The sequence below is a fragment of the Secundilactobacillus oryzae JCM 18671 genome (genome assembly GCF_000740055.1).
Taxonomy (GTDB): Bacteria; Bacillota; Bacilli; order Lactobacillales; family Lactobacillaceae; genus Secundilactobacillus; species Secundilactobacillus oryzae.
Genome location: NZ_BBJM01000001.1, coordinates 69,905 through 93,646, shown reverse-complemented (window position 1 = coordinate 93,646; position 23,742 = coordinate 69,905). Strand labels below are relative to the sequence as shown.

The window sequence follows — 23,742 nt, the reverse complement described above, 5'->3', positions numbered from 1 at the left end:
TCTCTAGCGCTAGAATCGATTCGGTTGACTGCACCACCGCGACGTGATATTTTATCGTGAGAATATAATAGGGGTGACGCAAATGAACAATTATGATGGAACTGGTCGGAGAATTGTAAATGCCGACGCTGGCTTAAATGCTTTTATGACAAGAATGTTCGCTTGGATGGGGCTTGCAGTGCTCGTTTCTGCAGGATCTGCTTACGCGGTCACAGAATTTTTCCCAAGTGTCATGGCAATGTTTAACGGTGGTGGCATTTGGATTCCACTGATCGCAATGTTTGTTTTCCCATTCTTGATTTCTTCACAATCAATGAAAAATTCAGGATTAAGTTTAGTTCTCCTAATGATTTATGCAGCGTTGATGGGGGCCGTTTTCTCGTTTTACACGTTAATTTACACGAGTACAACGATTGTGAGTGCCTTCATCGCGAGTGCTGCGGTCTTCCTCGTGATGGCCTTTATCGGTGCTACGACTAAACGTGACTTAACTCGAGTGGGAACGCAAGCAGTTGCAGCCTTGATTGCTTTAATCGTAATCAACCTGTTGAATGCGTTTATCTTCAAGAGCAGCATGATTTCACTTGTCTTCTCATTTATCGCGGTTATTATTTTCACGATTTTGACGGCAACTGATACCAATAAGATGAAACAGATTTATATGCAGAATTCAGGCCAAATTTCCGTATCTGGACTTGCCGTTATGGGTGCGCTTCAGCTCTACTTAGATTTCGTCAACTTATTCTTAAGTTTAGTCCAAATCTTTGGGGCCTTTGGTGGTTCAAGAGATTAACCTGACAATAAAAAGCTTCACCAGCTCACGTTGGTGAAGCTTTTTTCTTTGCCTTTATCAGCCTTTTAACTGATAAATTTGGTACACTTGTAGAAGGAAGAAACGATGAAGGAGAAAATTATGACTAAAGAAAAACTGCTACTAATTGATGGAAACAGTGTCGCGTTCAAAGCGTTTTTTGCTTTGTACAATTCACTGAGTCGATTCACTAACGATGAAGGACTCCATACAAACGCCATCTATGGATTTAACACGATGCTTGATTTGATGTTGAACCATGTTGAACCAACAAAGGTGCTGGTGGCCTTTGATGCTGGCAAGACAACTTTTAGAACTAAAATGTATGCAGACTACAAGGGTGGGCGAGCCAAGACACCAAGCGAATTTTCAGAACAAATGCCGTATATCAAGGAGCTTTTGACCAGTAGAGGTATCAAAACGTATGAACTTAAAGAATACGAAGCCGATGATATTATTGGGACACTGGCACGTGAGGCAGAATCCGCTGGGATTCAAACCACGATTGTAACTGGTGACCGCGATTTAACCCAACTGGCTTCTGAATTAACGACTGTTTCTGTATCTAAACGCGGGGTTACGGATGTTGAGCACTATACGCCCGAATTTGTTAAAGAAAAATTAGGCATCACACCGGAACAAATCATCGAAATGAAGGGCCTCCAGGGAGATAATTCTGATAATTATCCTGGAGTTGCTAAAGTAGGTCCGAAGACGGCCGTTTCTCTGATTCAAGATTACGGCAGTATTCAAGGCGTTTATGATCACATTGATGATATTACGGCTAAGAAGCTTAAAGAGCATTTAATTGAAGATCGCGACCAAGCTTTTAGAGCACGTGAACTTGCGACAATCAAACGAGATGCACCAATCGAAATCGGCTTGGATGACCTTAAGTACGATGGTCCTGATATGGAGAAGTTAGTCGATTTTTATAAGAAGATGAACTTCCAATCTTTCCTCAACAAACTAAATGATCAAGGGATTACGGGTGCAGGAGAGACTGAACAACTTTCCGAAATTACCTATACGGTGTTGAACGACGATAATCTCGATGAAGTCTCAGAATTCAAAGATGACGTGACTTTTTACTTGGAAATGCCGGAAGATAACTATCATCTTTCACCTATGACCGGATTTGTTTTAGGCGCAGGGAACGATTGGTATGTCGGCCGTGACGTCGATTTACTGACGCGTCCCGAAGTGAAGACGTTGCTTGAAGATAAGACAGTTACGAAGGACGTCTTCGATGCGAAACGGACTTATGTGGGATTGAATCGGTTAGATATCACTTTAAACAATGTTGATTTTGATTTACTACTTGTGTCATATCTATTGGATACGAACGATAATAACAATGACCTTGGGAAACTCGCTAAACAACACGGCTACTCGGAAGTTGAAACTGATGATGTGGTTTACGGTAAAGGTGCGAAGCGGGAGGTCCCACTTAATGATGACATCTTCTATTCTCACTTGGCCCGCAAAGCTCAAGCGATTCAGACGCTAAAGACATCACTCTATAAGGAACTGACTGATAACAATCAAATGGACCTTTATCTTGATTTGGAGCGTCCGGTTGCCTTTGTACTGGCACGAATGGAAATTGCTGGTATTACGGTGGATGCTGATAAACTTGAGAGCATGAAGAGTGTCTTCACCGAAAAACTAAGTGAAATTGAATTAGTGATTTATCAGGAGGCCGGTGAAGAGTTCAATATTAGTTCGCCAAAGCAATTAAGCCGAATTCTTTTTGAAAAACTACAATTGCCAGCTATTAAAAAGACCAAGACAGGGTACTCAACATCTGTTGAAGTTCTTGAAAAATTGGCAGCAGATGCGCCAATCGCCGAGAATATCTTGCGTTATCGTCAGATTGCTAAAATTCAATCAACCTATGTCGAGGGCTTGCTGAAGGTAATCAATCCGGATGATCAAAAAGTTCATACCCGTTACGTCCAAACGTTAACGCAAACAGGGCGACTTTCATCTGTGGATCCAAACCTCCAGAACATTCCGGTTCGAAGTGATGAAGGACGTCAAATTCGCCAAGCGTTTGTGCCACGAAAACCGGGTTGGCAGATTTTCTCATCTGACTATTCACAGATTGAATTACGTGTGTTAGCTCATTTAACCGGCGATGAGAACCTGCAACTTGCCTTTAAGAATGGCGAAGATATTCATGCAAGTACAGCCCGTCGTATTTTCAGACTGGGGCCAGATGATGAAGTTTCACCTAATATGCGGCGTCAGGCAAAAGCCGTGAACTTTGGGATTGTTTATGGCATTAGTGATTATGGCTTGTCTCAAAATATCGGCATTTCACGCAAACAGGCAAAAGAATTCATCGATACCTACTTCGAAGAGTATCCAGGTGTAAAAGCTTATACGGAAAATATCGTTAGTCAGGCGAGAGAACAGGGATTTGTTGAAACAATCTTGCATCGACGTCGTTATTTACCGGACATTAATGCTCGAAACTTCAATCAGCGGACGTTTGCTGAGCGAACAGCAATGAATACGCCAATTCAAGGGAGTGCAGCGGATATTATTAAGGTTGCGATGATTGAAATGGATAAGGCTTTGCAAAATATGGAAGCGACGATGCTTCTTCAGGTACATGATGAACTGATCTTTGAGGCGCCAGAAAGCGAAATAGAAAAATTAAGCACGCTTGTGCCAAGCATTATGGATTCCGCTATTAAATTAGACATTCCATTGAAGGTCGAAAGTCATTTTGGCCCAACCTGGTACGATGCAAAGTAATTAGCATAGGGGGATTTTAAATGCCAGAATTACCAGAAGTTGAAACCGTACGTCGGGGATTAACAAATTTGGTCCAAAATGCCGTAATTAAAAATGTCGAGGTTCGATACACTAAAATGGTGTCACCAGAGTCACCATTGTTTGAACAGGCGATCGAGGGCAAGACAATTGAAAAAATTGATCGGCGTGGCAAATATTTGTTATTTCGATTGAGTGATAATCTCACGATGGTTTCCCACCTACGGATGGAAGGTAAGTATGATGTTCAGCCGGAAGGATCTATACTGACTAAGCACACCCACGTGGTCTTTCATCTGGAGGATGGGCGTCAATTGAGGTACACGGACACGCGAAAGTTTGGTCGAATGCGCTTAATTGAAACGGGTCACGAAGATGTTGTGTCTGGTTTGCGGGAAATGGGGCCAGAGCCTACTGCAGAGGACTTAACAGTGGACTATATGCAGAAAATTTTTGCTAAGGGCCATCGCACCATCAAACCGTTTTTGCTTGACCAGAGTAAAATTGCGGGACTGGGTAATATCTACGTCGACGAAACCCTTTGGATGAGTAAAATTCATCCCCTTCAGCCAACGAACCTGTTGCCATTAGACAAGATTGTGGATTTGCGTGAGGCAATTATTGACGAAATTGGTGAAGCAATTAAGGGGCACGGGACGACTGTCCATTCTTTCTCCACGGCGTTTGGTGAAGCTGGACAGTTTCAAAACCATCTACGCGTTTATGGTCGCAAAGGGGAACCATGTGAACGTTGCGGGACACCGATTGAAAAAATTAAGGTGGCGCAACGGGGGACCCATTTTTGTCCGAACTGTCAGCGATTAATAGGAGTTGATTAGCATGGAAGTGATTGGCTTAACGGGTGGTATTGCAACTGGAAAGTCTACGGTTTCACGAATTTTCAAAGAGCAAGGCATCTCGATTATTGATGCGGATGTCATTGCGAGGGAACTAGTTGTCCCAGGCTCCGTTGCGCTCCAACAGATTGCTGAACATTTTGGCAGTGAGTACGTCACTGATGAAGGGCAATTAAATCGAAAAGCATTGGGAAGATTAGTTTTTGGGGATGCACAAAAGTTAACCGAACTAAATGGCATCATGAGTCCACTGCTTCGACAAGCCATCAAAGCGCAAATTGAGCAATCTGCGGCACAAGCAACTCAATTTGTTGTTTTAGATGCAGCCACGTTATTTGAGGCTCATTTCGAAGATTTGGCAGATGACATCATGGTGGTCAATATTCCTGAGGCAGTCCAACTGAATCGGCTAATGGCGCGCGATGGATCTTCTGAACAAGAAGCAAGTAATCGAATTACGAGTCAATTGCCACTCGCTGAAAAAGTTGCTCGGGCCACGGTGGTCATTGATAACTCGGGTACTGTTGCGGAAACAAAAGCACAAGTGTTAAAATGGCTAGAAAGTAAAGGCTTTCAGGTTATTAAAAAGTAAATGAGGTGACAATCAATGCAATGTCCACACTGTCACCACAACGGTTCTAGAGTGGTTGATAGTCGTCCAACTGATGATGGACGAGTTATTCGACGTCGAAGAGAATGCGAGAATTGTGGTTTTCGGTTTACAACCTTTGAGCGAGTGGAAGTCACACCGCTCTTGGTTATTAAAAAAAATGGTACTAGAGAAGAATTTAATCGTGAAAAGATCCTTAGAGGATTAATTCGTTCTGCGGAAAAACGTCCAGTTGGCATGGATGTCATGACTCAAGTTGTCGATGACGTTGAAAATGAAGTTCGCTCACTTGGTGAAAATGAAGTTTCGAGTCAGCTCATTGGTGAGTTTGTCATGAAACGACTTGTGGATATTGATGAAATTGCCTACATTAGGTTTGCTAGTGTTTATCGACAATTTAAAGACATGGGCGTTTTTTTCACTGAGTTGAAGGAAATTATGGAACGTGATAAGAAGAAAAAGGAAAAGGAAAAGAAAGATAACTGATGAAGGTGCAAGCATAAATGGTAGATTCATGGCAAAATTTAACCCCGAAAGATCGGTTTAATATTCAAAGTTCTGAGCGGTTAAGTAATCTGGATCACCAGGTCTTGACCTCTTTTTATGAACCCATTATTGGGACGACTGGATTTGCTCTAATTAATTTGCTATGGACAACGCTACAAGTACAACCTGCGATGAGTAGTTTTGACCATGCATTTTTGTTGAAGACCTTGAACGTTGACTTGCCGGCACTTTATGAGGCTCGAACTAAACTTGAAGCAACAGGATTAGTTCAAACGTTTGTGGACACCGGTTCGAATCCCAAAGTTTATCAGTTTAGGTTAATCGCGCCTTTAGCACCACATGCGTTTTTTAAAGACGATCTTCTTAGTGTGCTGTTACTGGATGTCATTGGCGAACAAGCATATTCTGAATTAGCCGACCAATACCTACCCAGCGTCAAAATTGATAGTCATGCAACCAATATTACTAAATCTTTTTTTGATGTTTTCAGTATTGCCACGGGTAAGCTGACACAGCAACCAAAAGCAATTACGCAGGTTCAATCGCAGATGCTGGCTGAGCAAAAGGAACCAGTTCAGGCTGAAAGTACAACTGATGCTGATTTTGATTTTAAGTTCTTAGCAGATATTTTAAAGAAGTCATATGTCGACCTGAAACAGTTGAACGAGTATCGTAACTTAATTTTGACTGAGCACGCGCTTTATGGTCTTGATGAAACGGAAATTGCTAAGGTAATTACTTCCGCAACCGATATTTCAACCAACCGATTCGATGCGGAAAAAATGAAGGCACTTGTTTCGGAACAGTTTGAGCGAACTGCCATGACGGTTAACGCTGTTGAAAATAAAGCAAGCGTTCAAGCACCTGTTGAAGATTCCTCAGATACTGCTGCGTTGACAGCACCAGAACAGGAATTGGTGAAGGCGGCTTCTGCATATGATCCGATCGACTTCCTACAAGGAATTAAGCAGGCAACTGGCGGCTTTGTAACTGCCGGGGAGCAGCGCATTCTTCGTCAATTAGTCAGTCGACAATTATTTTCGACGGCGACGGTGAATATTATGATTTATTATATTTTGAATGATATGAAACTACCGACGCTGAATAAAAATTTGGTTGATACGATGGCGAATGATTGGTCACGCAGTAAGGTCCAAACACCTCAAGATGCGTTACTAGAAATCCATCGGCACCAAGAAAATGCTTCAAGTCGTGGTCCTAGAAGAAACACACCAGCAAAGTCGGTAGAAACGTTACCGGACTGGGCAAAAGAAGGTTACCAACCAAAAGCGTCAGAGCAATCTCTTTCAAAAACTGAATTAGATGAATTAAATCAGCAGTTAGCTGAACTTGAAAAAAGAAATACAGAGAAAGGGGGTCAATAGTCTATGGAAAACGTCAGTGAATCAATGAAAAAGTGGATGGATCAGAACAACCAAACTGCTCATTATATTGAACTCATGAGTGATGTGTACCGGAATGGGGATGTTGTACAGTTTATCAACGACCATCGAGATGAGTTGGATGAAGACCATATTGATCGATCAGCCGCCAAGCTCTATGAATACGTGACAGAAAAGCGCAAACTGGAAAATGGCGAGACTACTTTTGCCCCAGGCTATGAGCCCCATCTCATTATGAGCAATCACCTGATTGATGTGGCCTATGCACCAACTAAGGAAACCGTTGCGCGTGAAAAAATGAAATCCGAGCAACGACGACTAAAGACCATTTCAATGCCTAAGCTGGTTAAAGACGCCAGTTTGACGGAATTTGAAAAAGACGAAAATCGGGTACTGGCGCTCAAAGAGGCTTTGCAATTCATTTCTGCATTTGAGGCAAGCCCTCGTACATATCATCAAGGCCTTTACTTATATGGCAGTTTTGGTGTCGGCAAGACATACTTGCTGGGGGCGATTGCGAATCAATTAGCCCACGATGGCTACAGTACCACGATGGTTCATTTTCCAAGTTTTGCGGTCGAAATGAAGAATGCCATTGCAACGAATAACGTTGCTGATAAATTAGAAGCTGTGAAGCGAGCACCCATTTTAATGCTGGATGATATCGGTGCTGATAGCGTTTCAGATTGGATTCGTGATGAAGTGTTAGCGGTAATTTTGGAATACCGGATGCAAGAAGAATTACCAACGTTCTTCTCTTCAAATTTATCTATGGCAAAGTTAGAGTCAGAGTACCTGACTGTTTCGAAGAAGAGTGAAGCACCACTGAAAGCAAAGCGAATTATGCAACGCGTACGCTTCCTCGCTAAACAGGTGGAAATGGTCGGCCAAAATCGTCGTCCTAACTAATTTCAATTTTCAGTTGACGAAAATTGGAACAGGTGGTTAAATGAGACTTGTAGTTAAAAGCACATGAGAGACATGATTCTTTTTCGACAATCACAGAGAGAACTAACCTTGAATGGAAGTTAGTTTATTGTTGATTAAGTATTACCACTCTCGTAGCTTCCTGATGGAAATATCAGGCCGGTTTGCAATCGTTAACAGCAATAGAGGTTTTCTAATGAAAATTAGAGAATAAAATCGGGTGGAACCACGTTAATAACGTCCCCAGTACGGCTATGTGTCGTACTGGGGATTTTTTGTTTGCCCGACGAATAAGAAGGAGAAGATAACTATGGCAGAAATTTCCGTAACGTTCCCAGATGGTAGTGTTAAACCATTTGATCAAAATGCTTCAGCGAAAGATGTTGCTGAATCGATCTCAATCAGTTTAGCCAAAAAAGCAGTTTCAGCTCGCTTTGATGGTGAACTAGTTGACTACGAAGCACCTTTAGCACACGATGGTTCAATCGAAATTGTGACCGCAGATTCAGAAGATGGTTTGAAAGTGTTACGCCAATCAGCCGCTCAACTTTTGAAGACTGTTCTAAAGGCTAAGTATCCTGAAATCAACTTTGGTGAAGGCACTGCTGATGAAGATGGATTCTTTGTTGATACTGATAAGGTTGACGGTCAAGTGAGTGTCGATGAATTAGATGCATTGGCAAGCGACATGGCCAAGCTGGTTAAGAATGGTGAAGCCATTAACCGTGAAGTTGTTGACAAGGCAGAAGCTTTAAACCGTGTTAACGGCGACCCTTACCAAACTCAACTTATCAAAGAAGCTGATGAAGACAGCGTTGTTTTCTACAACATTGCTGGCGTTAGTGTTCTGGGTGACGGTGTTCAACTACCAAAGCTAAGTGCTTTGAAGCATTTCAAATTGCTTTCAGTTGCCGGGGCATATTGGGAAGGCAAGTCATCAAACCCAATGTTACAACGGATTTACGGAACAGCCTTCAACAACGATGCAGACTTACAAGCTGATTTGAAGCGTCGCCAAGAAGCACGTGAACGCGATCACCGAGTAATCGGTAACGATTTGGACTTGTTCTTTGTTGATCCTAAGGTTGGTGCCGGATTACCATACTGGATGCCAAACGGTGCCACAATTCGTCGTACAATCGAACGCTACATTATCGATAAAGAAGTTAACAACGAATACCAACACGTTTATACACCTGTATTAGCTAACTTAAACTTGTACAAGCAATCAGGTCACTGGGAACATTATCGTGAAGACATGTTCCCACCAATGGATATGGGTGATGGTGAAGAACTTGAATTACGACCAATGAACTGTCCTAGCCATATCCAAGTATACAAGCACCACATTCGTTCATATCGTGAACTACCATTGCGGATTGCTGAACTTGGTATGATGCACCGTTACGAAAAATCTGGTGCCTTAAGTGGTTTGCAACGTGTTCGTGAAATGACCTTGAACGATGGTCATACTTTCGTTGCTCCAGATCAAATTCAAGATGAATTCAAGAAGATCTTGAACTTAATGGTTCAAGTTTACAAAGACTTTGACATTAACGATTACACATTCCGTTTGAGTTACCGCGACCCTGAGAATACTGAAAAGTACTTCGATGATGACGAAATGTGGAACAAAGCGCAATCAATGCTCAAGGGTGCCATGGATGACCTTGGTTTGGAATATGTTGAAGCAGAAGGGGAAGCCGCATTCTACGGTCCTAAGCTTGATGTTCAAACTAAGACAGCACTTGGTAACGAAGAAACGCTCTCAACGATTCAATTAGACTTTATGTTGCCAGAACGTTTTGACTTAAGCTATGTTGGTGCCGATGGTCAGGATCACCGTCCAGTTATGATTCACCGTGGACTTGTTTCAACGATGGAACGTTTCGTCGCCTACCTAACTGAAATTTACAAGGGTGCTTTCCCAACTTGGTTGGCACCAAAGCAAGTTACTATTATCCCTGTTAGTGAAGAGAAGCACGGTGACTACGCCGAAAAACTTCGTGCAGAAATGGCCGCTGCTGGTATCCGTGTAAACGTGGATCGCCGTGGTGAAAAGATGAACTACCTTATCCGTGATGCACAAACTCACAAGATTCCATATACGGTTGTTGTGGGTGATAGTGAAGTAGCTAGTGATTCAGTCAGTGTTCGTAAGTATGGTGAACAAGACTCAGAATCACAATCAAGTGCCGACTTCTTAAAGCTCGTGCTAGATGATATTGCTAGTTATAGTCGCGAGGCTTAATTGCTAATTTTTTCTAATCCTTGACATTATAGGATTAGCTTGGTACTATTAGAAAGTTGAGAAAAAGTAGAGGCTCCCGCTTCTCGCCTGAATGGTTTTAAACCGTTGGGCAAATTACGATTAAAACCTGAATTTTCGCAAGAATGACAGGACTTAATTTGGCGGGCGCTTAGGCGCTCGCCTTTTTATTTAATATTGAGTCAAGCTGCGTTTCTCAAAATCACTTGGAGGTGAATGACCATAGCAAACGATATGTTAGTCAATGAAGGCATTCGTGCCCGTGAAGTTCGTTTGATTGCAGGCGATGGTGAACAATTAGGAATTAAGACAAAGCAAGAAGCTTTACAGTTAGCAGAAGACGCTGACCTTGATCTTGTTTTAGTTGCACCTAAGGCGAAGCCACCGGTTGCTCGTATTATGGATTACGGTAAGTATCGTTTTGAAATGCAAAAGAAACAACGTGAAGCACGTAAAAACCAAAAAACCGTAAGTGTTAAAGAAGTTCGTTTGAGCCCAACTATTGACACTAACGATTTCAACACCAAGTTGAAGAACGCCAAAAAGTTCTTAGCTAAGGGTGAGAAGGTTCGTGTCTCTATTCGTTTCAAAGGTCGTGCCATTACGCATAAGGAAATCGGTAGAACGGTTCTTAACCGGATGGCCGAAGAGACTAGCGACGTCGCAACAGTGGAACAAAGACCTAAGATGGATGGTCGGAGCATGTTCTTGATGCTTTCACCAAAAGTCGAAAACTAAATTAATTTGTTAATCGGGTTAAACCGAAATTTAAGGAGGATTTTTGTATTATGCCAAAACAAAAGACAAACCGCGCCGCAGCAAAGCGTTTCAAGGTAACTGCAAAGGGCGGAATTAAGAGCGCCAACGCTTACACTAGTCACCGTTTCCACGGTAAGACTAAGAAGCAACGTCGCCAACTTCGTGGTACTTCTATGATGGACGTTACTACTTTGAAGACATACAGACAATTAATTCAAAAATAATTATTTAACTGTTTAATTGAGAAACAGATATTTTAGGAGGAATTCATTATGCCACGAGTAAAAGGTGGAACAGTTTCACGTGCACGTCGTAAAAAAGTTTTAAAGTTAGCTAAAGGTTACCGTGGTTCAAAGCACCGTTTGTTTAAGGTTGCTAAGGACCAAGTAATGAAGGGCCGTTTGTACGCTTTCCGTGATCGTAAGGCCAACAAACGTAACTTCCGTCGCTTATGGATCGCTCGTATAAATGCATCAGCACGTATGAACGGTTTGAGCTACAGCAAAATGATGCATGGCTTGAAGCTTGCTAACGTTGAAGTTAACCGTAAGATGCTTGCAGACTTAGCAGTTAACGATGCAGAAGCATTCAACGCTTTAGCTGAAACAGCAAAAAAAGCATTAGCTTAATAGCATAAAACTTTAAGGTTGTGACGTAAGTGATTATGTCACAGCCTTTTATGGTTTTAAGAGGTGAACGGAATTGCGTTCATTCTACCCAGTATGAGATATCATTTATTTCAAGTCAGTCCGACTAATGGTAAAATAATGGGTATTGAAAACGATGTAAAAGGGGTCAGTTATGCTTAATCATTTTAAGCCGACGTGGATGGTCAATGCGATTTATAATATTACGCCGGCCGAACTAAAAAAACGGGGCATCAAGTTAGTGTTGACCGATTTGGACAACACCTTGATTGCGTGGAATAATCCTAATGGTACCCCAGCTTTAAAAAAATGGATGGATCAGTTAGAAGCGGCCGACATTCAGTTGGTTGTGGTCTCTAATAATTCCGCTAAGCGAGTGGGGAAGGCAGTAAATGGGTTTCAGCTACCCTTTGTCTCCCGTGCGTTAAAGCCATTACCAGTTGGGATTAATCGAGCGTTACGGCAATGGCACCGATCAAAAGATGAGACCATTATGATTGGCGATCAATTACTGACAGACGTCTGGGCTGCCAATACGAGTCATGTTCGAAGTGTGTTGGTGAAGCCAATTATTAGGACCGATGCTTGGGTAACCTGGCTTAACCGATTTATTGAACGATTTGTCATGAAAGCACTATTAAAAAGAGATTCAGAACTAACATTCCGGGAGGACCTATATGACTGAACATGCACCAGTTGAGCTTGAAGAAGATTTATATTGTATTGGCTGTGGCGCCAAGATTCAAACCACAGATCCAGTAAAACCTGGCTATACGCCAATGTCTGCCTTAAAAAAAGGACTTGAGACAAATGAACTTTATTGTCAACGTTGTTTCCGATTGAGACATTACAACGAAATTGTTCCAGTCGGCTTAACCGACGATGATTTCTTGCGCCTTTTGAGTCAAATTCGAGACGCAGATGCACTGATTGTTTACGTCATGGATATTTTTGACTTTAATGGTTCATTAATTCCTGGTCTGCACCGATTTGTTGGGAATAATCCAATCTTATTGGTGGGAAATAAAGAAGACATTCTGCCAAGTTCAATTCGCAGAAGTAAACTTAAAGATTGGCTACGCCAACGAGCTAACGAGGCTGGTATTAAGCCAGTTGATGTTGCCTTAGTAAGTGCGAAGACTAATCAATCGGTTGATTCTTTGCTCAAACAAATTGATAAATATCGCAAGGGACGTGATGTTTACATTGTTGGGGTGACTAACGTTGGTAAGTCGACGTTAATTAACCAAATTATCCGACAAAACACGGGTCGGAAAGATTTAATCACCACGTCAAGATTCCCTGGCACGACCCTGGATCGAATTGAAATTCCTTTGGATGATGACCATGTTTTAGTGGACACACCAGGGATTATTCATGCTGAACAAATGGCACATTATCTAAATGGCAATGATTTGAAGATTGTGTCACCACAAAAACAAATTAAGCCTAAAGTTTACCAATTGAATGAAGCGCAGACGTTGTTCTTTGGTGGTGTTGCACGCTTTGATTATTTAAGTGGTGAAAAACATGGCTTTACGGTTTACGTTGAGAATAATCTATACGTACATCGAACAAAGTTAGAAAATGCTGAGCATCTTTACGAAACGCAACTTGGTCAACTTTTGACACCACCTAGTTCAGAAGCAGATATTGCTGATTTTCCACCATTGGTCAGACATGAATTCAAGACGACTCGCAAGAGCGACTTAGTGATTGAAGGACTTGGTTGGATTACGTTACCTGCAGATGTGACGGTGGCAGGTTGGGCGCCAAAGGGTGTCGATGTTATTTTAAGAAACTCAATGATTTAGAACTTAAAGGAGAATTTAATGGGACTTCGCGGTAAGCAAAAACGATATTTAAGAGCACAGGCTAACAACTTACGACCACTTTTTTCGGTTGGTAAAAACGGTCTGACACAAAATTGGATTGATCAATTAGCTGGTGGATTAGAGAAGCGAGAGCTAATCAAAATTAATTTACTTCAGAATGCGGATGCCTCAACTGAGGAGACTAAGCAATTTATTGAAACTAATTCAAATATTCAAGTCGTTCAAGTTATTGGACGCGTGCTTGTGCTGTATTTGCCAGCAAAGGACGAAGAGTACCAAAAGATTTCATCAATTGTAGAGAACATGTAAGGAGTGATTGCTGGTGGTTAACGTTTACGAACGGACGAATACCCAAACGGTCGAGCTCTTAGCCACAAGTATTCAAAAAAAGAGAGTTGGCATTTTGGGTGGGACATTTAATCCACCACACTTGGGACACCTGGTGATTGCGGATCAAGTTGCAGATCAGTTGGAACTTGATGAAGTATTATTTATGCCGGATGCAACGCCACCGCACGTTGATAAAAAGCTAGCCATTGATGCTAAGGATCGTGCGAAGATGGTTGCAGCTAGTATCCACGACAATCTGAAATTTAATTTGGAGCTGAGTGAAATTATGCGTGGTGGGGTGAGTTATACCTACGACACGATGGTTGAATTAAAACGTAAGCATCCAGAAAACGATTACTACTTCATTATTGGTGGCGACATGGTGGCATATTTGCCCAAGTGGCATCAGATAGAGGAGCTTGTGAAGTTGGTCAAATTCGTCGGCGTTCGTCGTGAGGGATTTGCAATTGAATCACCATTTCCGGTTATTTGGGTGGATGTCCCCAAAATTGATATTAGTTCAACGTTGATTCGTCAAAAAGTAAAAGACCATCAATCAATTCACTACCTAGTAGCACCAGGAGTCGAACAATATATAAAGGAGCATCAATTATATCTTGGATAGTTCATTAATTTATCAGGAAAAGTTAAGTCCATATTCTCGTGAAGAGTTGATGGCGCGCATTAGCGATAAGTTAGATCAACCACGGTTTGAACACGTCAAACGAGTGGAGCAAACGGCGATTGAATTGGCACAAGAGAATAATGTTGACGTGGAAAAAGCATCTGTCGCTGGGCTAGTTCATGATTATGCCAAGCAACGTTCAGATAAGGACTTTAAGCACGCCATTATTCAATATGACTTGGATCCCGATTTATTAAATTGGGGAAACGCCATTTGGCACGGTGTTGTGGGCGCGGAACTGATTAAAATGGAACTTGGTATTTATGATGAAGATATATTGAATGCGGTCAGATATCACACCACTGGGAACACGTACATGACCTCGTTAGCGCAAATTGTCTTCATGGCTGATTATATTGAACCCGGCCGAAATTTTCCTGGTGTTGGGGTGGCTCGGCGGTTAACACATCACAGTCTTCAAGATGGTGTTGTTTATCAGATCGCTAGCACCTTAAGTTACTTAGTTCAACGCCAAGCTAAGATTTACCCTAAGACAATTGAAACGTACAATGCATGGGTGCCCAGCGCCTCAACAGACATTAAGGAGATATTAAATGGAAAGTAAACAAATTTTAGAAATTGCGACAAAAGCTGCGGATTCAAAGCGTGCGGAAGATATTATTGCCATGGACATGGAAGGCATGAGTACCGTCACTGATTACTTTTTAATCATGAATGGTGGCTCAAAGCGCCAAGTTCAAGCTATTACAGATGCTATTATTGAAAAAATGGATGAAGCCCAGATTACTATCAAACGAGTTGAAGGACGTGACGCTGGTCGTTGGGTTTTGATCGACTTGGGTGATGTCTTTGTTCATGTCTTTGATGAAGACGATCGTTCATACTATAACTTGGAAAAATTGTGGTCTGACGCACCATTCGTGGATCTTAGCGAATGGATTGAGGAATAAGAATGATTTATGCGACTTTTGCGAGTCTGTATGATGAGCTTTTTGATCCCGAGATGTACGATGAATGGCTAACTTTTGTTTCTAAAACTGTTCCCGATAAGCATGGTGAAGTACTTGATTTGGCATGTGGAACGGGTAGATTAGCCGTTAAATTAGCCCAGGCTGGCTATTCAGTTAGTGGGTTTGATTTATCTAACGAAATGTTGAGTTTGGCAGAACAGCATGCTGAAGAAGCAAACGTCGCGTTACCACTGATGCAAGGAGATATGCTGGATTTGTCAGAACTCGGTACGTACGCAACTATCACTTGTTTTGCTGATTCACTTTGTTATTTGCCTAATGAAGCGTCATTAGCTAAAGCGTTCAAGCAAGCTAAAGCGCATCTTCAATCAGGCGGACAATTTGTTTTTGATGTCATCTCACCATATCAAACAGACGTCGTTTATCCAGGCTATATGTATAACTATCAGGATGAAGCGCGTGCGTTTATTTGGAGTAGCTATGAGGGAGAAGTGCCACATTCTGTAGAGCATGACCTGACCTTTTTCATCCAAAAACAGGATGATTCATATGAAAAAGTGAGTGAGCTGCATCATGAACGAACATATTCATTAGAAACCTACCGCAGATTACTAAACGAAGCTGGTTTTGAGACCGTGAATGTTTCAGCCAATTTTGGTGAGGCAAAGGTGACAGAAACAGCCACTCGTTGGTTCTTTGTTTGTCGTTAGGAGGCTAATTTTGGCAGTTGTTGGGATTATAGCTGAATATAACCCGTTTCATAATGGGCATAAGCGACAGTTGGACTTTGCCCGACAAGTTGCCCAAGATGATGCGATTATTGTAGCCATGAGCGGTAATTGGACTCAACGAGGTGAACCAGCCATTATTAATAAATGGCAACGTGCAGAGGCTGCCATAAAAAACGGTGCCGACCTCGTATTGGAATTACCGTTTAACGTAACGGTTCAACCAGCTCACTTGTTTGCACAAGGAGCAGTAACCCTGTTACACCAACTTGGCGTTCAGAAGTTAGTGTTCGGTGCAGAGCATCCTGAAATGGACTTTGCCCGATTAGTTCAAAATCGGCCGATTGAGGTAGAACAATTCAAGCGGTTCGACCAGACTTATGCCACAGCTTATCAACAGCACCTCACGCAAAAAACGGGGATTGAGTTGCGAGGATCGAACGACATTTTGGGATTTACTTATGCGTTGGCTAATGATCGCTTAGGTCAACCATTAGAGATGGTGCCTTTGAAGCGTGAAGGCGCCCAGCACGGTGATTCAAGCATTCGATCGGGCGCAACTATTGCCAGTGCCAGTTCAATCCGTGCGGCGGCTTTAGCGGGCAATTTCGAGCTGGTGAAGCCAACGGTTCCTGAATCCTCCTACAGTTTTTTGGAGGCAAATTCGTTAGTGAATTGGCAAAGTTTCTGGCCACTGCTGCGCTATCGAATTTTAACTGAGACACCCGACACACTTCGCCAGTTTTATCAAATGACTGAGGGGATTGAGTATCGGTTGTTGGATGCTGCACAACGCGCGATTACCATTGATGAATTTTTGGCGCTGGTCAAAACAAAACGCTATACGTACACGCGGATTCAACGCTTGATTTCGTATGTACTTTTGAATGCGTCAACTGAATTGATGATGACTCGGCTTAAAAGCGCCAGAGTATTGGCATTTAACAATCGGGGACGCTCTCAATTGAATCGTCTTAAATCGTCTCAGTCGTTGCAATTGATTACCAAATTGACGGATGATTGGCAGCAGGGACCGTATTTTCTGGATAATCGGGTGGATGAGTTACGACGTTTGCTGGTTCGTGATGAATCTACCAGTCAAATCAAACGCCCATTTTATTTGAAGTAGGCTGGGGAAAAGAACCCAGCTATCAAGGAAATTACCTTGACAAGGTTTTTAGCGACAGGTATAATGAAACTCGTTGCATTAGGAGGTATGGCGATGGAATGGTCGTTGAAGGACTTAGTAAGAGATCATAAGCACGAGCCGCTTCAATTCGACGAAACCGTGGATGTCAAAGCTGATTTAACAAGTAGAGATGCTGTTCAGGTCCTTGATGTTGATCCAGTTAACGTTAAGGGTGTACTGAGTGTTGATAAGGGACATGTTATTTTATATGTTCGGTTGAAAACTCAGCTTACAGTTCCCTCGACAAGATCTTTGACGCCAGTAAAGTTGCCATTAGATTTCAGTTTCACGGAATTCTACGTGGGAGATGCGGCTGCTGTGAATCAGTTTGAAGAAGATGATGTTGTCATTGTAGTAGAAGATGATGTCATTGACTTTAGTAAAGCAGTTGCGGATAATATTTTACTGCAGATTCCAATGCAAGTTTTGTCAGATGAGGAAGTTAATTCAAGTAAGCTCCCGGAAGGTCCCGATTGGGAAGTTATCCGCGAAGACGAGCTTGAGGCTCATAAGGCAGAAAACAAACAAGTTGATCCACGTCTTGCAAAGTTAAAGGAGCTCTTCCCTGATCAGGAAGACAATCATTAGTGATCCGATGCAAGACATTAAAATAATTACACTAGTGGATAATTTTAATTAAAGGAGGGGTTTATTGTGGCAGTACCAACACACAAAACGTCAAAGACGAAGAAGCGCATGCGTCGTGGACACATCAAGTTACAAGTGCCTGGCATGAGTGCTTGTCCTAACTGTGGTGAGTTACGTAAATCTCATTATGTTTGCCCAAGTTGCGGCTTCTATGATGGTCGTCAAGTTGTTAAGACAAACAACTAATTTTTAAAAACACCTATGCGATAACCGCGGTCTCTAGGTGTTTTTTTATTTGCTTTTTTTGAACTATCAATCTTGCTCATGGAGTAGTGATTGGTAGTTTTTTAAATGAATAAAACGCTAATTAATGATTGAAACAATAATTTTTATGCTAAAATTATAAATTAAATTGTTGAATCGCTTCCATAACGAGTATGATAGTTTAGTAACCGAATACATAGGGCTCTATCGACTGTACATATTTATTCAAAAAAGAGATTTAGGGGGAGAGATTGCGTTGAACATGAATTCAAGTGAATTATTATTAGTCATGACATGGGCGGCACAATTGCTGGTAGCCGTCTTTTTCATCGCCGGTTTTGTTAGTTTCTATACTGAAATTTGGGATCAAGCTTTTGTAAATCCGAGAAGATCGAGGCGAGAACGGATTTCCATGCGGGTTGTTTTAGTTGTTCTCAGTGTCGGTTTAGCTTCGATTCTGCACGTAGCTGGGTATATTAGCGGATCGAGTGCCATGATGTTTCATAATATCGGCTTGTTTATTCTTGTTTTTTCACTTTTGGATGCGGATATCAATATAGGCGAGTATTTAGTCCGTTGCTTTGCTTTAGTTGCGGTGTGGCTGATGCATCACGTTAATGATTTTATGATGATGAAGTTTGCAGTTTCAATGATCATTGCAATTATCGTCATGATTACCATTTGGCGTTATCGCAGCTATATTGAACCGCATTTTCCAATTCGTTTACTAATTAGTACAATTATTGCGCTCGATTTTTGGTTTACACTACCATATCATTCTGCAAGCATGCACATGAACATGAGTACCTCTATCGAGGCCGTTCTGATGTTTTTCTTGATGAAATTATCCACAGGACGACAACAGAGTCTTTGGGCGCATAACTAACGTGTGGCCTACATGGCGAATTATGATAAACTGACAAATGTTAAAAATTATTCGACCTATCAAAGGGAAATTTTTAATTTCTTTGGGGTAGCGCGTACGAAGCAGCAGCCATTGGTGATCGCCGTACTGGATATTGACCATTTTAAATTAGTTAACGATCGATTAGGACATCTGGCGGGGAATCAAGTATTGATGCATGTGGCTGAAACTCTAGATGATACGTTGGCACAATATAGTCGCTCATATGGTTTTTACCGCACGGGCGGTGAAGAATTTACGATTGTTTTCCCAGATACAACAGTTGACGAGGCTTTCCAAGTCATCACAAACTGCTGGCGTGTCGTAAGAGAAACGCCGTTTAATTATAGACAAACGGATATTGACATTACGATTTCCGTTGGTGTGGCCGATATGATAGTAGATGATCAATCACCTAACGATATGTATCAGCGAGCTGATGAGTCGCTATACCTCAGTAAGGAGCATGGTCGGGATGCTGTTACCATCAATGGTGAAACGCAAAAGCTGCTAACCGATTTAGGCGGAAGCAAACTTCGCCGACGAGCAAATGAGCTAATTTTGCAGCACTTTGACCAGGACCAGCAACGCTGGATTGATCCTGGAGAGTATCATCTTTCAATTGAAGAACGAATTACCTTGATTAGAGATGCCTTGGTGAACAGTCGGATCCAGTCGATTGTGATTTCGTTATCCGTTGCTAGTTTTTTAAATGAAGAGTTAGCAACCGAGTTAATTGATTTTACAAAGGGTCCGAATGGGCCAGAAAAATTATACCTTGAACTAAAACAACTTCCAGAACGGCATCTATTGACACCAATGGCTGAGCATTACCGTAAGAATGGTATCAGTATTATTATTGGTCAAATTGGTAATAATCGTCATTTTGAAAGAGTAGAAGCAATTTTAAATGATGTTGATGGTATTAAGCTAACAATTGATTCAAGTCCGCTTGATGATCGGATTCCTTCTCAAGCCAAAAAAGATATTCAATTCTGGGGTGGCATCACAACTAAAAAATCTCTGATATTCATTGTAGATGGTATTAAGAATGAGGCCATGCTTTCTGAGATGAGACAACAGACTGAAGTTGATTTCGTTGAAGGCGACGGGTTAGATACTAAGGAACTACCATTACTAAAATCTTAACGACAAATCAAAAACGAGTCACAAGCTTCTCCAATGGGGGGGACTTGTGACTCGTTTTGAGTTATCAATGAGCATTATTGACATTAGCTTCTTTTTCGATTGCTAATTGAGCGACTAGGTTTAAGTAATTAAAGGGTTGATCATAGTATGGATTAAAAAGCATATCTGTAAACGCCAAATCATCGATTCGATTTTTGTTTTGGATACAAAGAGAAATGGCATTGGCAGATTGCGTTAAATCAAAGTCACCAAAGAATTGGGCACCCAATATTTTACGAGTTTCAGCATCGTAAACTAGCTTAATCTTGATTGCCGCATTGCTTGGCATGAAATAAGGACGATACGCACCGTTGTAAGTTACGCTATGCGCGTTAAAGCCAGCCGCAAGTGCTCGATTTAGTGATAGTCCAGAGACGGCAAGTGTATGGCTGAAGAAGCGGAGGGCGGTTGTTAATTGTGAACCAGCGACACTATGAATATGGCCAAATAGATTATGACCGACTGCGTAGCCTTGGCGAATAGCGTGTGTTGCTAAGGCGAAGTATTCTTTTTGATTCATAGGTGTGACGTAAGTCGAACAAACATCGCCGGCAGCCAAAACGTCTGGATTCGAGGTTTCTTGCCATTGATTTGTTGCAATAGCACCGTTTTGATCGAGCTGAACCTGGGAAGCCAGCAGATCAATGTTTGGAACAAATCCCGTACAAACAATAACAAAATCCGCTAAAATAGGTTCGTCATTTGTGATGATACTAACCTGTCTGCCATCGCTCGTTGTTTCGAACGATTGAACCTTCGAGTTTAAATGGACGTCGACATCATGAGCTTCTAACGATGAAACGATTATCTCAGACATTTCAGGATCGAGGTATTATTTCAGCAATTGTGCACCGTCCTGAATTAACGTTACTTGGTGATCGGTATGGGCAAAAGCCTCAGCGATTTCTACACCAGAGTACCCACCGCCGACAATGGCAATATGGTGGTTATTCTGGGCGTATCTTTTGATGAGTTCCGCTTGGGCTACCGTTTTACAGACTTGAACTCTAAAACTATCAATTCCCTTAACGGGAGGTAGTGTTGCTCGAGAACCAGGGGTGAAAACTAACTTATCATAAGAATCTTCAAATTGCTCGTGCGTAGTTAAGTCTTCAACAACCATCGTTTTAGTTTTTTGATCAATTTTAAGAACATCATGATTAAGTTTGACATGGGCGCCCAAGGCTTCCAGTTCATCTGGCATGCTAGCAACCATTTGTTCTAGGTGATCGACTTCGTTTGATAAATAGAGGGGGATGCCACCTGCCTCAAAAGCAATATTGGTTGTTCGTTCGTAGATTGTAACATCAGTCTCTGGATGAAACTTTAAGGTTTCTTTAGAGGCAATAAGGCCAGCATGGCTACAACCGACAATAATAATTTTCACAACTTAAACCTCCACTAGTTAAAGTTATCGCTAACGGATTAGGCACTTTGAAAGGTATCACACGTCATAATTTGATGTGGCTTTTCATAGAAATAACCTTGACGAACATCGATATTGAATGTATCAATTAATTGGTTGATATGATTATCTTCAATACCTTCCAGAACAAACTGAACCTTGTTCCTTCTTGCGTAATCACGCCAAAAGACTAAACGTTCTTGAATGTCTGGACGGTAGACTGATTCGCCAAAATTTTGTAGCGCAAATTTAATTTCGCTAGCAAAGGGAATAAATGATTGAACCTGTTGCTCCGTATTGCATCCGGTATCAATGTCGTCAATTGAAATCGTAATGCCTGTGGATACACATTCTTTTAATACCGAGATAACATCTTTGTCCAAGATTTGGAGATCTGATACATCTTCAGTTAGTTCAATCTGTAAGCGAGTAGGCCGAATTAATTTTTGCGCTTCAAGCAATGCGTCGACTACTTGACGATTAACAATTTGCTGGCGATTCAAATTAACTGACAACGAGTTTGCCTTAAGTGAAAGTCCTTTTGAGGCCTCAATGAGGCAGCCGGCCACGATGGAAGCGGGAATATCCGTAAAGTTCGCGGGTAGACGCCAACCTTGATCAGTTTGTTGCTTCAATAGTAATTCGTAACCTATGACAGACTGATGACGCTTGTTAACGATTTGTTGGACAAAGTATTGGTACATAAAATATCTCCTATTTCAAAAATTGGGGTGTCGTTTAGAAGTCGAAAAAACCCGCCGCTTGACTTTATCAAGGACGGGTCGTGTTCCAAGTAATGGGTGACATAACATTCACATTACGAGGACTGAGCTTTTCAAATTCTTTTATACAAATATGGGATAGCACTATCTTTGTGGAAAGAAAAGAATCGGAAACGCTTTCCAAATATTTATTTATCGTACAATTTAGTTTCGTATGTCCAATATAATAGGCTAATTACCTATCAAATAGCTATTTATAACATTGCTATTCCTATTAGTTTATTCTTTGGTAAAGTCAATGACCATTCGGCCAACAATCTTGTTAGCTTTCATTTCATCGATAATTTGGTTAATTTCGCTCAAACGACGTGTTTTAACGATAGGGTGAACTTTACCTTCGGCACCGAATTGGAAGGCTTCGGCCAAATCTTGACGAGTCCCAACCAATGAACCGGCAACTTGAATACCATCGAGAACGGTTTTAGCGATGTTCAATTCCATGTTTCCTTGTGGAAGAGCAACGGCCACTAAACGACCATCTGGACGCAAAGCATCTACGGATTGAGTAAAGGCATCCGCAGTAACGGCTGTTACTTGAGCATTATGCACACCGCCGACTTGACGTTGGATTTCTTCGGCAACATTGTTGTCGTGACGGTTAATGAGAATTTCTGCACCGTTTTCCTTGGCAGCTTGCAACTTGTCAGGGTTTCCGTCGACAGCAACGACATGGGCACCAAAGACGTTGTGTGCGTATTGGATAGCCAAGTTACCTAAACCACCGGCACCAACGACTTCAACCCATTGACCAGGTTTAGTTTCACCAACTTTAAGTGCCTTATACATTGTGACACCGGCACAAGTAAGGGAAGTGGCTTCAATTGGATCTAAGCCTTCAGGTACTTTAACGGCGTAGTTAGCGTCAACAATAACTTGTTGTGCCATAGCACCGTCAACAGTAAAGCCGGCATTTTGGACGTTACGGCAAAGCGTTTCGCGGCCAGTTAAGCAATATTCACAGTGGCCACAGCCTTTGAAGAACCAAGCAATCGAGACACGGTCACCAATTTTGAGGTTTGTGACATCATCGGCGACTTGAGAAACGATACCGACACCTTCGTGACCAATGATCCGGCCAGGAACTTTACCAAAATCACCAGCGGCAACGTGTAAATCTGTGTGACAAAGGCCACAATATTCAACATCTACAAGTGCTTCACCTTGGTGAATTGGGCGCAACGTTACATCTTTAATATCAACATATCCATCAACTGGGTCTCTAACAACTGCTGCTTTCATTATATATCCATCCTTTGAAATTTATTAGGTTCATTTACATTGTAAATTAAATCACAAACTAATCAAGTGAAAGTTTGATTAAATTAAACTTTTTTTAGC

At 41.8% G+C, this 23,742-nt stretch carries 26 protein-coding genes, 1 pseudogene and 1 other annotated feature; of the genes and pseudogenes, 23 read left to right on the top strand and 4 right to left on the bottom strand.

Features of this window, described 5'->3' with window-relative positions; genetic code table 11:
• Nucleotides 1–82: 82 nt before the first annotated feature.
• From LOSG293_RS00505 to LOSG293_RS00395, 23 genes are all read left to right on the top strand, one after another.
• On the top strand, nt 83–793 hold the full coding sequence (locus tag LOSG293_RS00505; protein ID WP_034525709.1) for a Bax inhibitor-1/YccA family protein: 711 nt from the start codon (nt 83–85) through the stop codon (nt 791–793).
• A gap of 120 nt (nt 794–913) precedes the next feature.
• Nucleotides 914–3,577, top strand: coding sequence for a DNA polymerase I (polA, locus tag LOSG293_RS00500; protein ID WP_034525855.1), 2,664 nt, complete (start codon nt 914–916; stop codon nt 3,575–3,577).
• A 20-nt stretch (nt 3,578–3,597) separates the two neighbouring features.
• The gene (gene mutM, locus LOSG293_RS00495; protein ID WP_034525707.1) at nt 3,598–4,434 is read left to right on the top strand and encodes a DNA-formamidopyrimidine glycosylase; all 837 of its coding nucleotides are present in this window, start codon (nt 3,598–3,600) and stop codon (nt 4,432–4,434) included.
• A 1-nt stretch (nt 4,435) separates the two neighbouring features.
• On the top strand, nt 4,436–5,044 hold the full coding sequence (gene coaE / locus LOSG293_RS00490; protein ID WP_034525705.1) for a dephospho-CoA kinase: 609 nt from the start codon (nt 4,436–4,438) through the stop codon (nt 5,042–5,044).
• Between the two features lie 15 nt (nt 5,045–5,059).
• Entirely contained in the window at nt 5,060–5,548 is a 489-nt protein-coding gene (gene nrdR, locus LOSG293_RS00485) for a transcriptional regulator NrdR (RefSeq protein ID WP_034525702.1), read from the top strand.
• 17 nt (nt 5,549–5,565) lie between these two features.
• Nucleotides 5,566–6,954, top strand: a complete 1,389-nt coding sequence (locus LOSG293_RS00480) for a replication initiation and membrane attachment family protein (protein ID WP_034525700.1) — start codon at nt 5,566–5,568, stop codon at nt 6,952–6,954.
• Nucleotides 6,955–6,957: 3 nt separating this feature from the next.
• On the top strand, nt 6,958–7,881 hold the full coding sequence (dnaI, locus tag LOSG293_RS00475; RefSeq protein ID WP_034525697.1) for a primosomal protein DnaI: 924 nt from the start codon (nt 6,958–6,960) through the stop codon (nt 7,879–7,881).
• Between the two features lie 328 nt (nt 7,882–8,209).
• Nucleotides 8,210–10,150, top strand: coding sequence for a threonine--tRNA ligase (gene thrS, locus LOSG293_RS00470; protein WP_034525694.1), 1,941 nt, complete (start codon nt 8,210–8,212; stop codon nt 10,148–10,150).
• Between the two features lie 58 nt (nt 10,151–10,208).
• Nucleotides 10,209–10,345, top strand: a sequence feature (ribosomal protein L20 leader region).
• Nucleotides 10,346–10,402: 57 nt separating this feature from the next.
• Nucleotides 10,403–10,906 carry a translation initiation factor IF-3 gene (infC, locus tag LOSG293_RS00465; protein WP_034525853.1) on the top strand — a complete coding sequence of 168 codons (504 nt, stop codon included), beginning with the start codon at nt 10,403–10,405 and terminating at the stop codon, nt 10,904–10,906.
• Nucleotides 10,907–10,956: 50 nt separating this feature from the next.
• Nucleotides 10,957–11,151 carry a 50S ribosomal protein L35 gene (rpmI, locus tag LOSG293_RS00460; protein WP_034525692.1) on the top strand — a complete coding sequence of 65 codons (195 nt, stop codon included), beginning with the start codon at nt 10,957–10,959 and terminating at the stop codon, nt 11,149–11,151.
• A gap of 48 nt (nt 11,152–11,199) precedes the next feature.
• Nucleotides 11,200–11,556 (top strand): 50S ribosomal protein L20, encoded by a 357-nt coding sequence (gene rplT / locus LOSG293_RS00455; protein ID WP_034525690.1) that lies wholly within the window; start codon nt 11,200–11,202, stop codon nt 11,554–11,556.
• Nucleotides 11,557–11,728: 172 nt separating this feature from the next.
• Entirely contained in the window at nt 11,729–12,259 is a 531-nt protein-coding gene (locus tag LOSG293_RS00450; protein WP_034525688.1) for a YqeG family HAD IIIA-type phosphatase, read from the top strand.
• On the top strand, nt 12,252–13,388 hold the full coding sequence (gene yqeH, locus LOSG293_RS00445; RefSeq protein ID WP_034525686.1) for a ribosome biogenesis GTPase YqeH: 1,137 nt from the start codon (nt 12,252–12,254) through the stop codon (nt 13,386–13,388). Before LOSG293_RS00450 ends, yqeH begins: the two co-directional genes overlap by 8 nt.
• Nucleotides 13,389–13,406: 18 nt before the next feature.
• Entirely contained in the window at nt 13,407–13,718 is a 312-nt protein-coding gene (yhbY, locus tag LOSG293_RS00440) for a ribosome assembly RNA-binding protein YhbY (protein WP_034525684.1), read from the top strand.
• 13 nt (nt 13,719–13,731) lie between these two features.
• Complete coding sequence (locus tag LOSG293_RS00435) at nt 13,732–14,364, top strand: nicotinate-nucleotide adenylyltransferase (RefSeq protein WP_034525682.1); 633 nt, start codon at nt 13,732–13,734, stop codon at nt 14,362–14,364.
• Entirely contained in the window at nt 14,357–14,989 is a 633-nt protein-coding gene (gene yqeK, locus LOSG293_RS00430) for a bis(5'-nucleosyl)-tetraphosphatase (symmetrical) YqeK (protein WP_439645950.1), read from the top strand. The genes LOSG293_RS00435 and yqeK overlap by 8 nt, the downstream gene beginning before the upstream one ends.
• Complete coding sequence (gene rsfS, locus LOSG293_RS00425; protein WP_034525677.1) at nt 14,979–15,335, top strand: ribosome silencing factor; 357 nt, start codon at nt 14,979–14,981, stop codon at nt 15,333–15,335. The genes yqeK and rsfS overlap by 11 nt, the downstream gene beginning before the upstream one ends.
• A 2-nt stretch (nt 15,336–15,337) precedes the next feature.
• On the top strand, nt 15,338–16,066 hold the full coding sequence (locus LOSG293_RS00420) for a class I SAM-dependent DNA methyltransferase (protein ID WP_034525675.1): 729 nt from the start codon (nt 15,338–15,340) through the stop codon (nt 16,064–16,066).
• A 10-nt stretch (nt 16,067–16,076) separates the two neighbouring features.
• Nucleotides 16,077–17,213, top strand: coding sequence for a nucleotidyltransferase (locus LOSG293_RS00415; RefSeq protein ID WP_235786773.1), 1,137 nt, complete (start codon nt 16,077–16,079; stop codon nt 17,211–17,213).
• Between the two features lie 63 nt (nt 17,214–17,276).
• Nucleotides 17,277–17,861: a YceD family protein gene (locus LOSG293_RS00410; RefSeq protein WP_235786772.1), complete on the top strand. Its 585-nt coding sequence runs from the start codon at nt 17,277–17,279 to the stop codon at nt 17,859–17,861.
• 66 nt (nt 17,862–17,927) lie between these two features.
• Nucleotides 17,928–18,107, top strand: a complete 180-nt coding sequence (rpmF, locus tag LOSG293_RS00405; RefSeq protein WP_034525672.1) for a 50S ribosomal protein L32 — start codon at nt 17,928–17,930, stop codon at nt 18,105–18,107.
• Between the two features lie 274 nt (nt 18,108–18,381).
• Nucleotides 18,382–19,011 carry a hypothetical protein gene (locus LOSG293_RS10020; protein ID WP_191976204.1) on the top strand — a complete coding sequence of 210 codons (630 nt, stop codon included), beginning with the start codon at nt 18,382–18,384 and terminating at the stop codon, nt 19,009–19,011.
• A 12-nt stretch (nt 19,012–19,023) separates the two neighbouring features.
• Nucleotides 19,024–20,178 (top strand): GGDEF domain-containing protein, encoded by a 1,155-nt coding sequence (locus LOSG293_RS00395; RefSeq protein WP_051907119.1) that lies wholly within the window; start codon nt 19,024–19,026, stop codon nt 20,176–20,178.
• A gap of 64 nt (nt 20,179–20,242) precedes the next feature.
• Here the strand turns inward: LOSG293_RS00395 and LOSG293_RS10305 are convergent, their stop codons facing one another.
• The 4 genes and pseudogenes from LOSG293_RS10305 to adhP form a co-directional block, all read right to left on the bottom strand.
• Entirely contained in the window at nt 20,243–20,656 is a 414-nt protein-coding gene (locus LOSG293_RS10305; protein ID WP_369404100.1) for an oxidoreductase dimerization domain-containing protein, read from the bottom strand.
• A gap of 42 nt (nt 20,657–20,698) precedes the next feature.
• Nucleotides 20,699–21,604: pseudogene (locus LOSG293_RS00390) on the bottom strand (NAD(P)/FAD-dependent oxidoreductase); the annotation flags it as partial.
• A 38-nt stretch (nt 21,605–21,642) separates the two neighbouring features.
• Complete coding sequence (locus tag LOSG293_RS00385; RefSeq protein ID WP_034525671.1) at nt 21,643–22,326, bottom strand: EAL domain-containing protein; 684 nt, start codon at nt 22,324–22,326, stop codon at nt 21,643–21,645.
• A 297-nt stretch (nt 22,327–22,623) separates the two neighbouring features.
• The gene (gene adhP / locus LOSG293_RS00380) at nt 22,624–23,643 is read right to left on the bottom strand and encodes an alcohol dehydrogenase AdhP (protein WP_034525670.1); all 1,020 of its coding nucleotides are present in this window, start codon (nt 23,641–23,643) and stop codon (nt 22,624–22,626) included.
• Between the last annotated feature and the right edge of the window lie 99 nt (nt 23,644–23,742).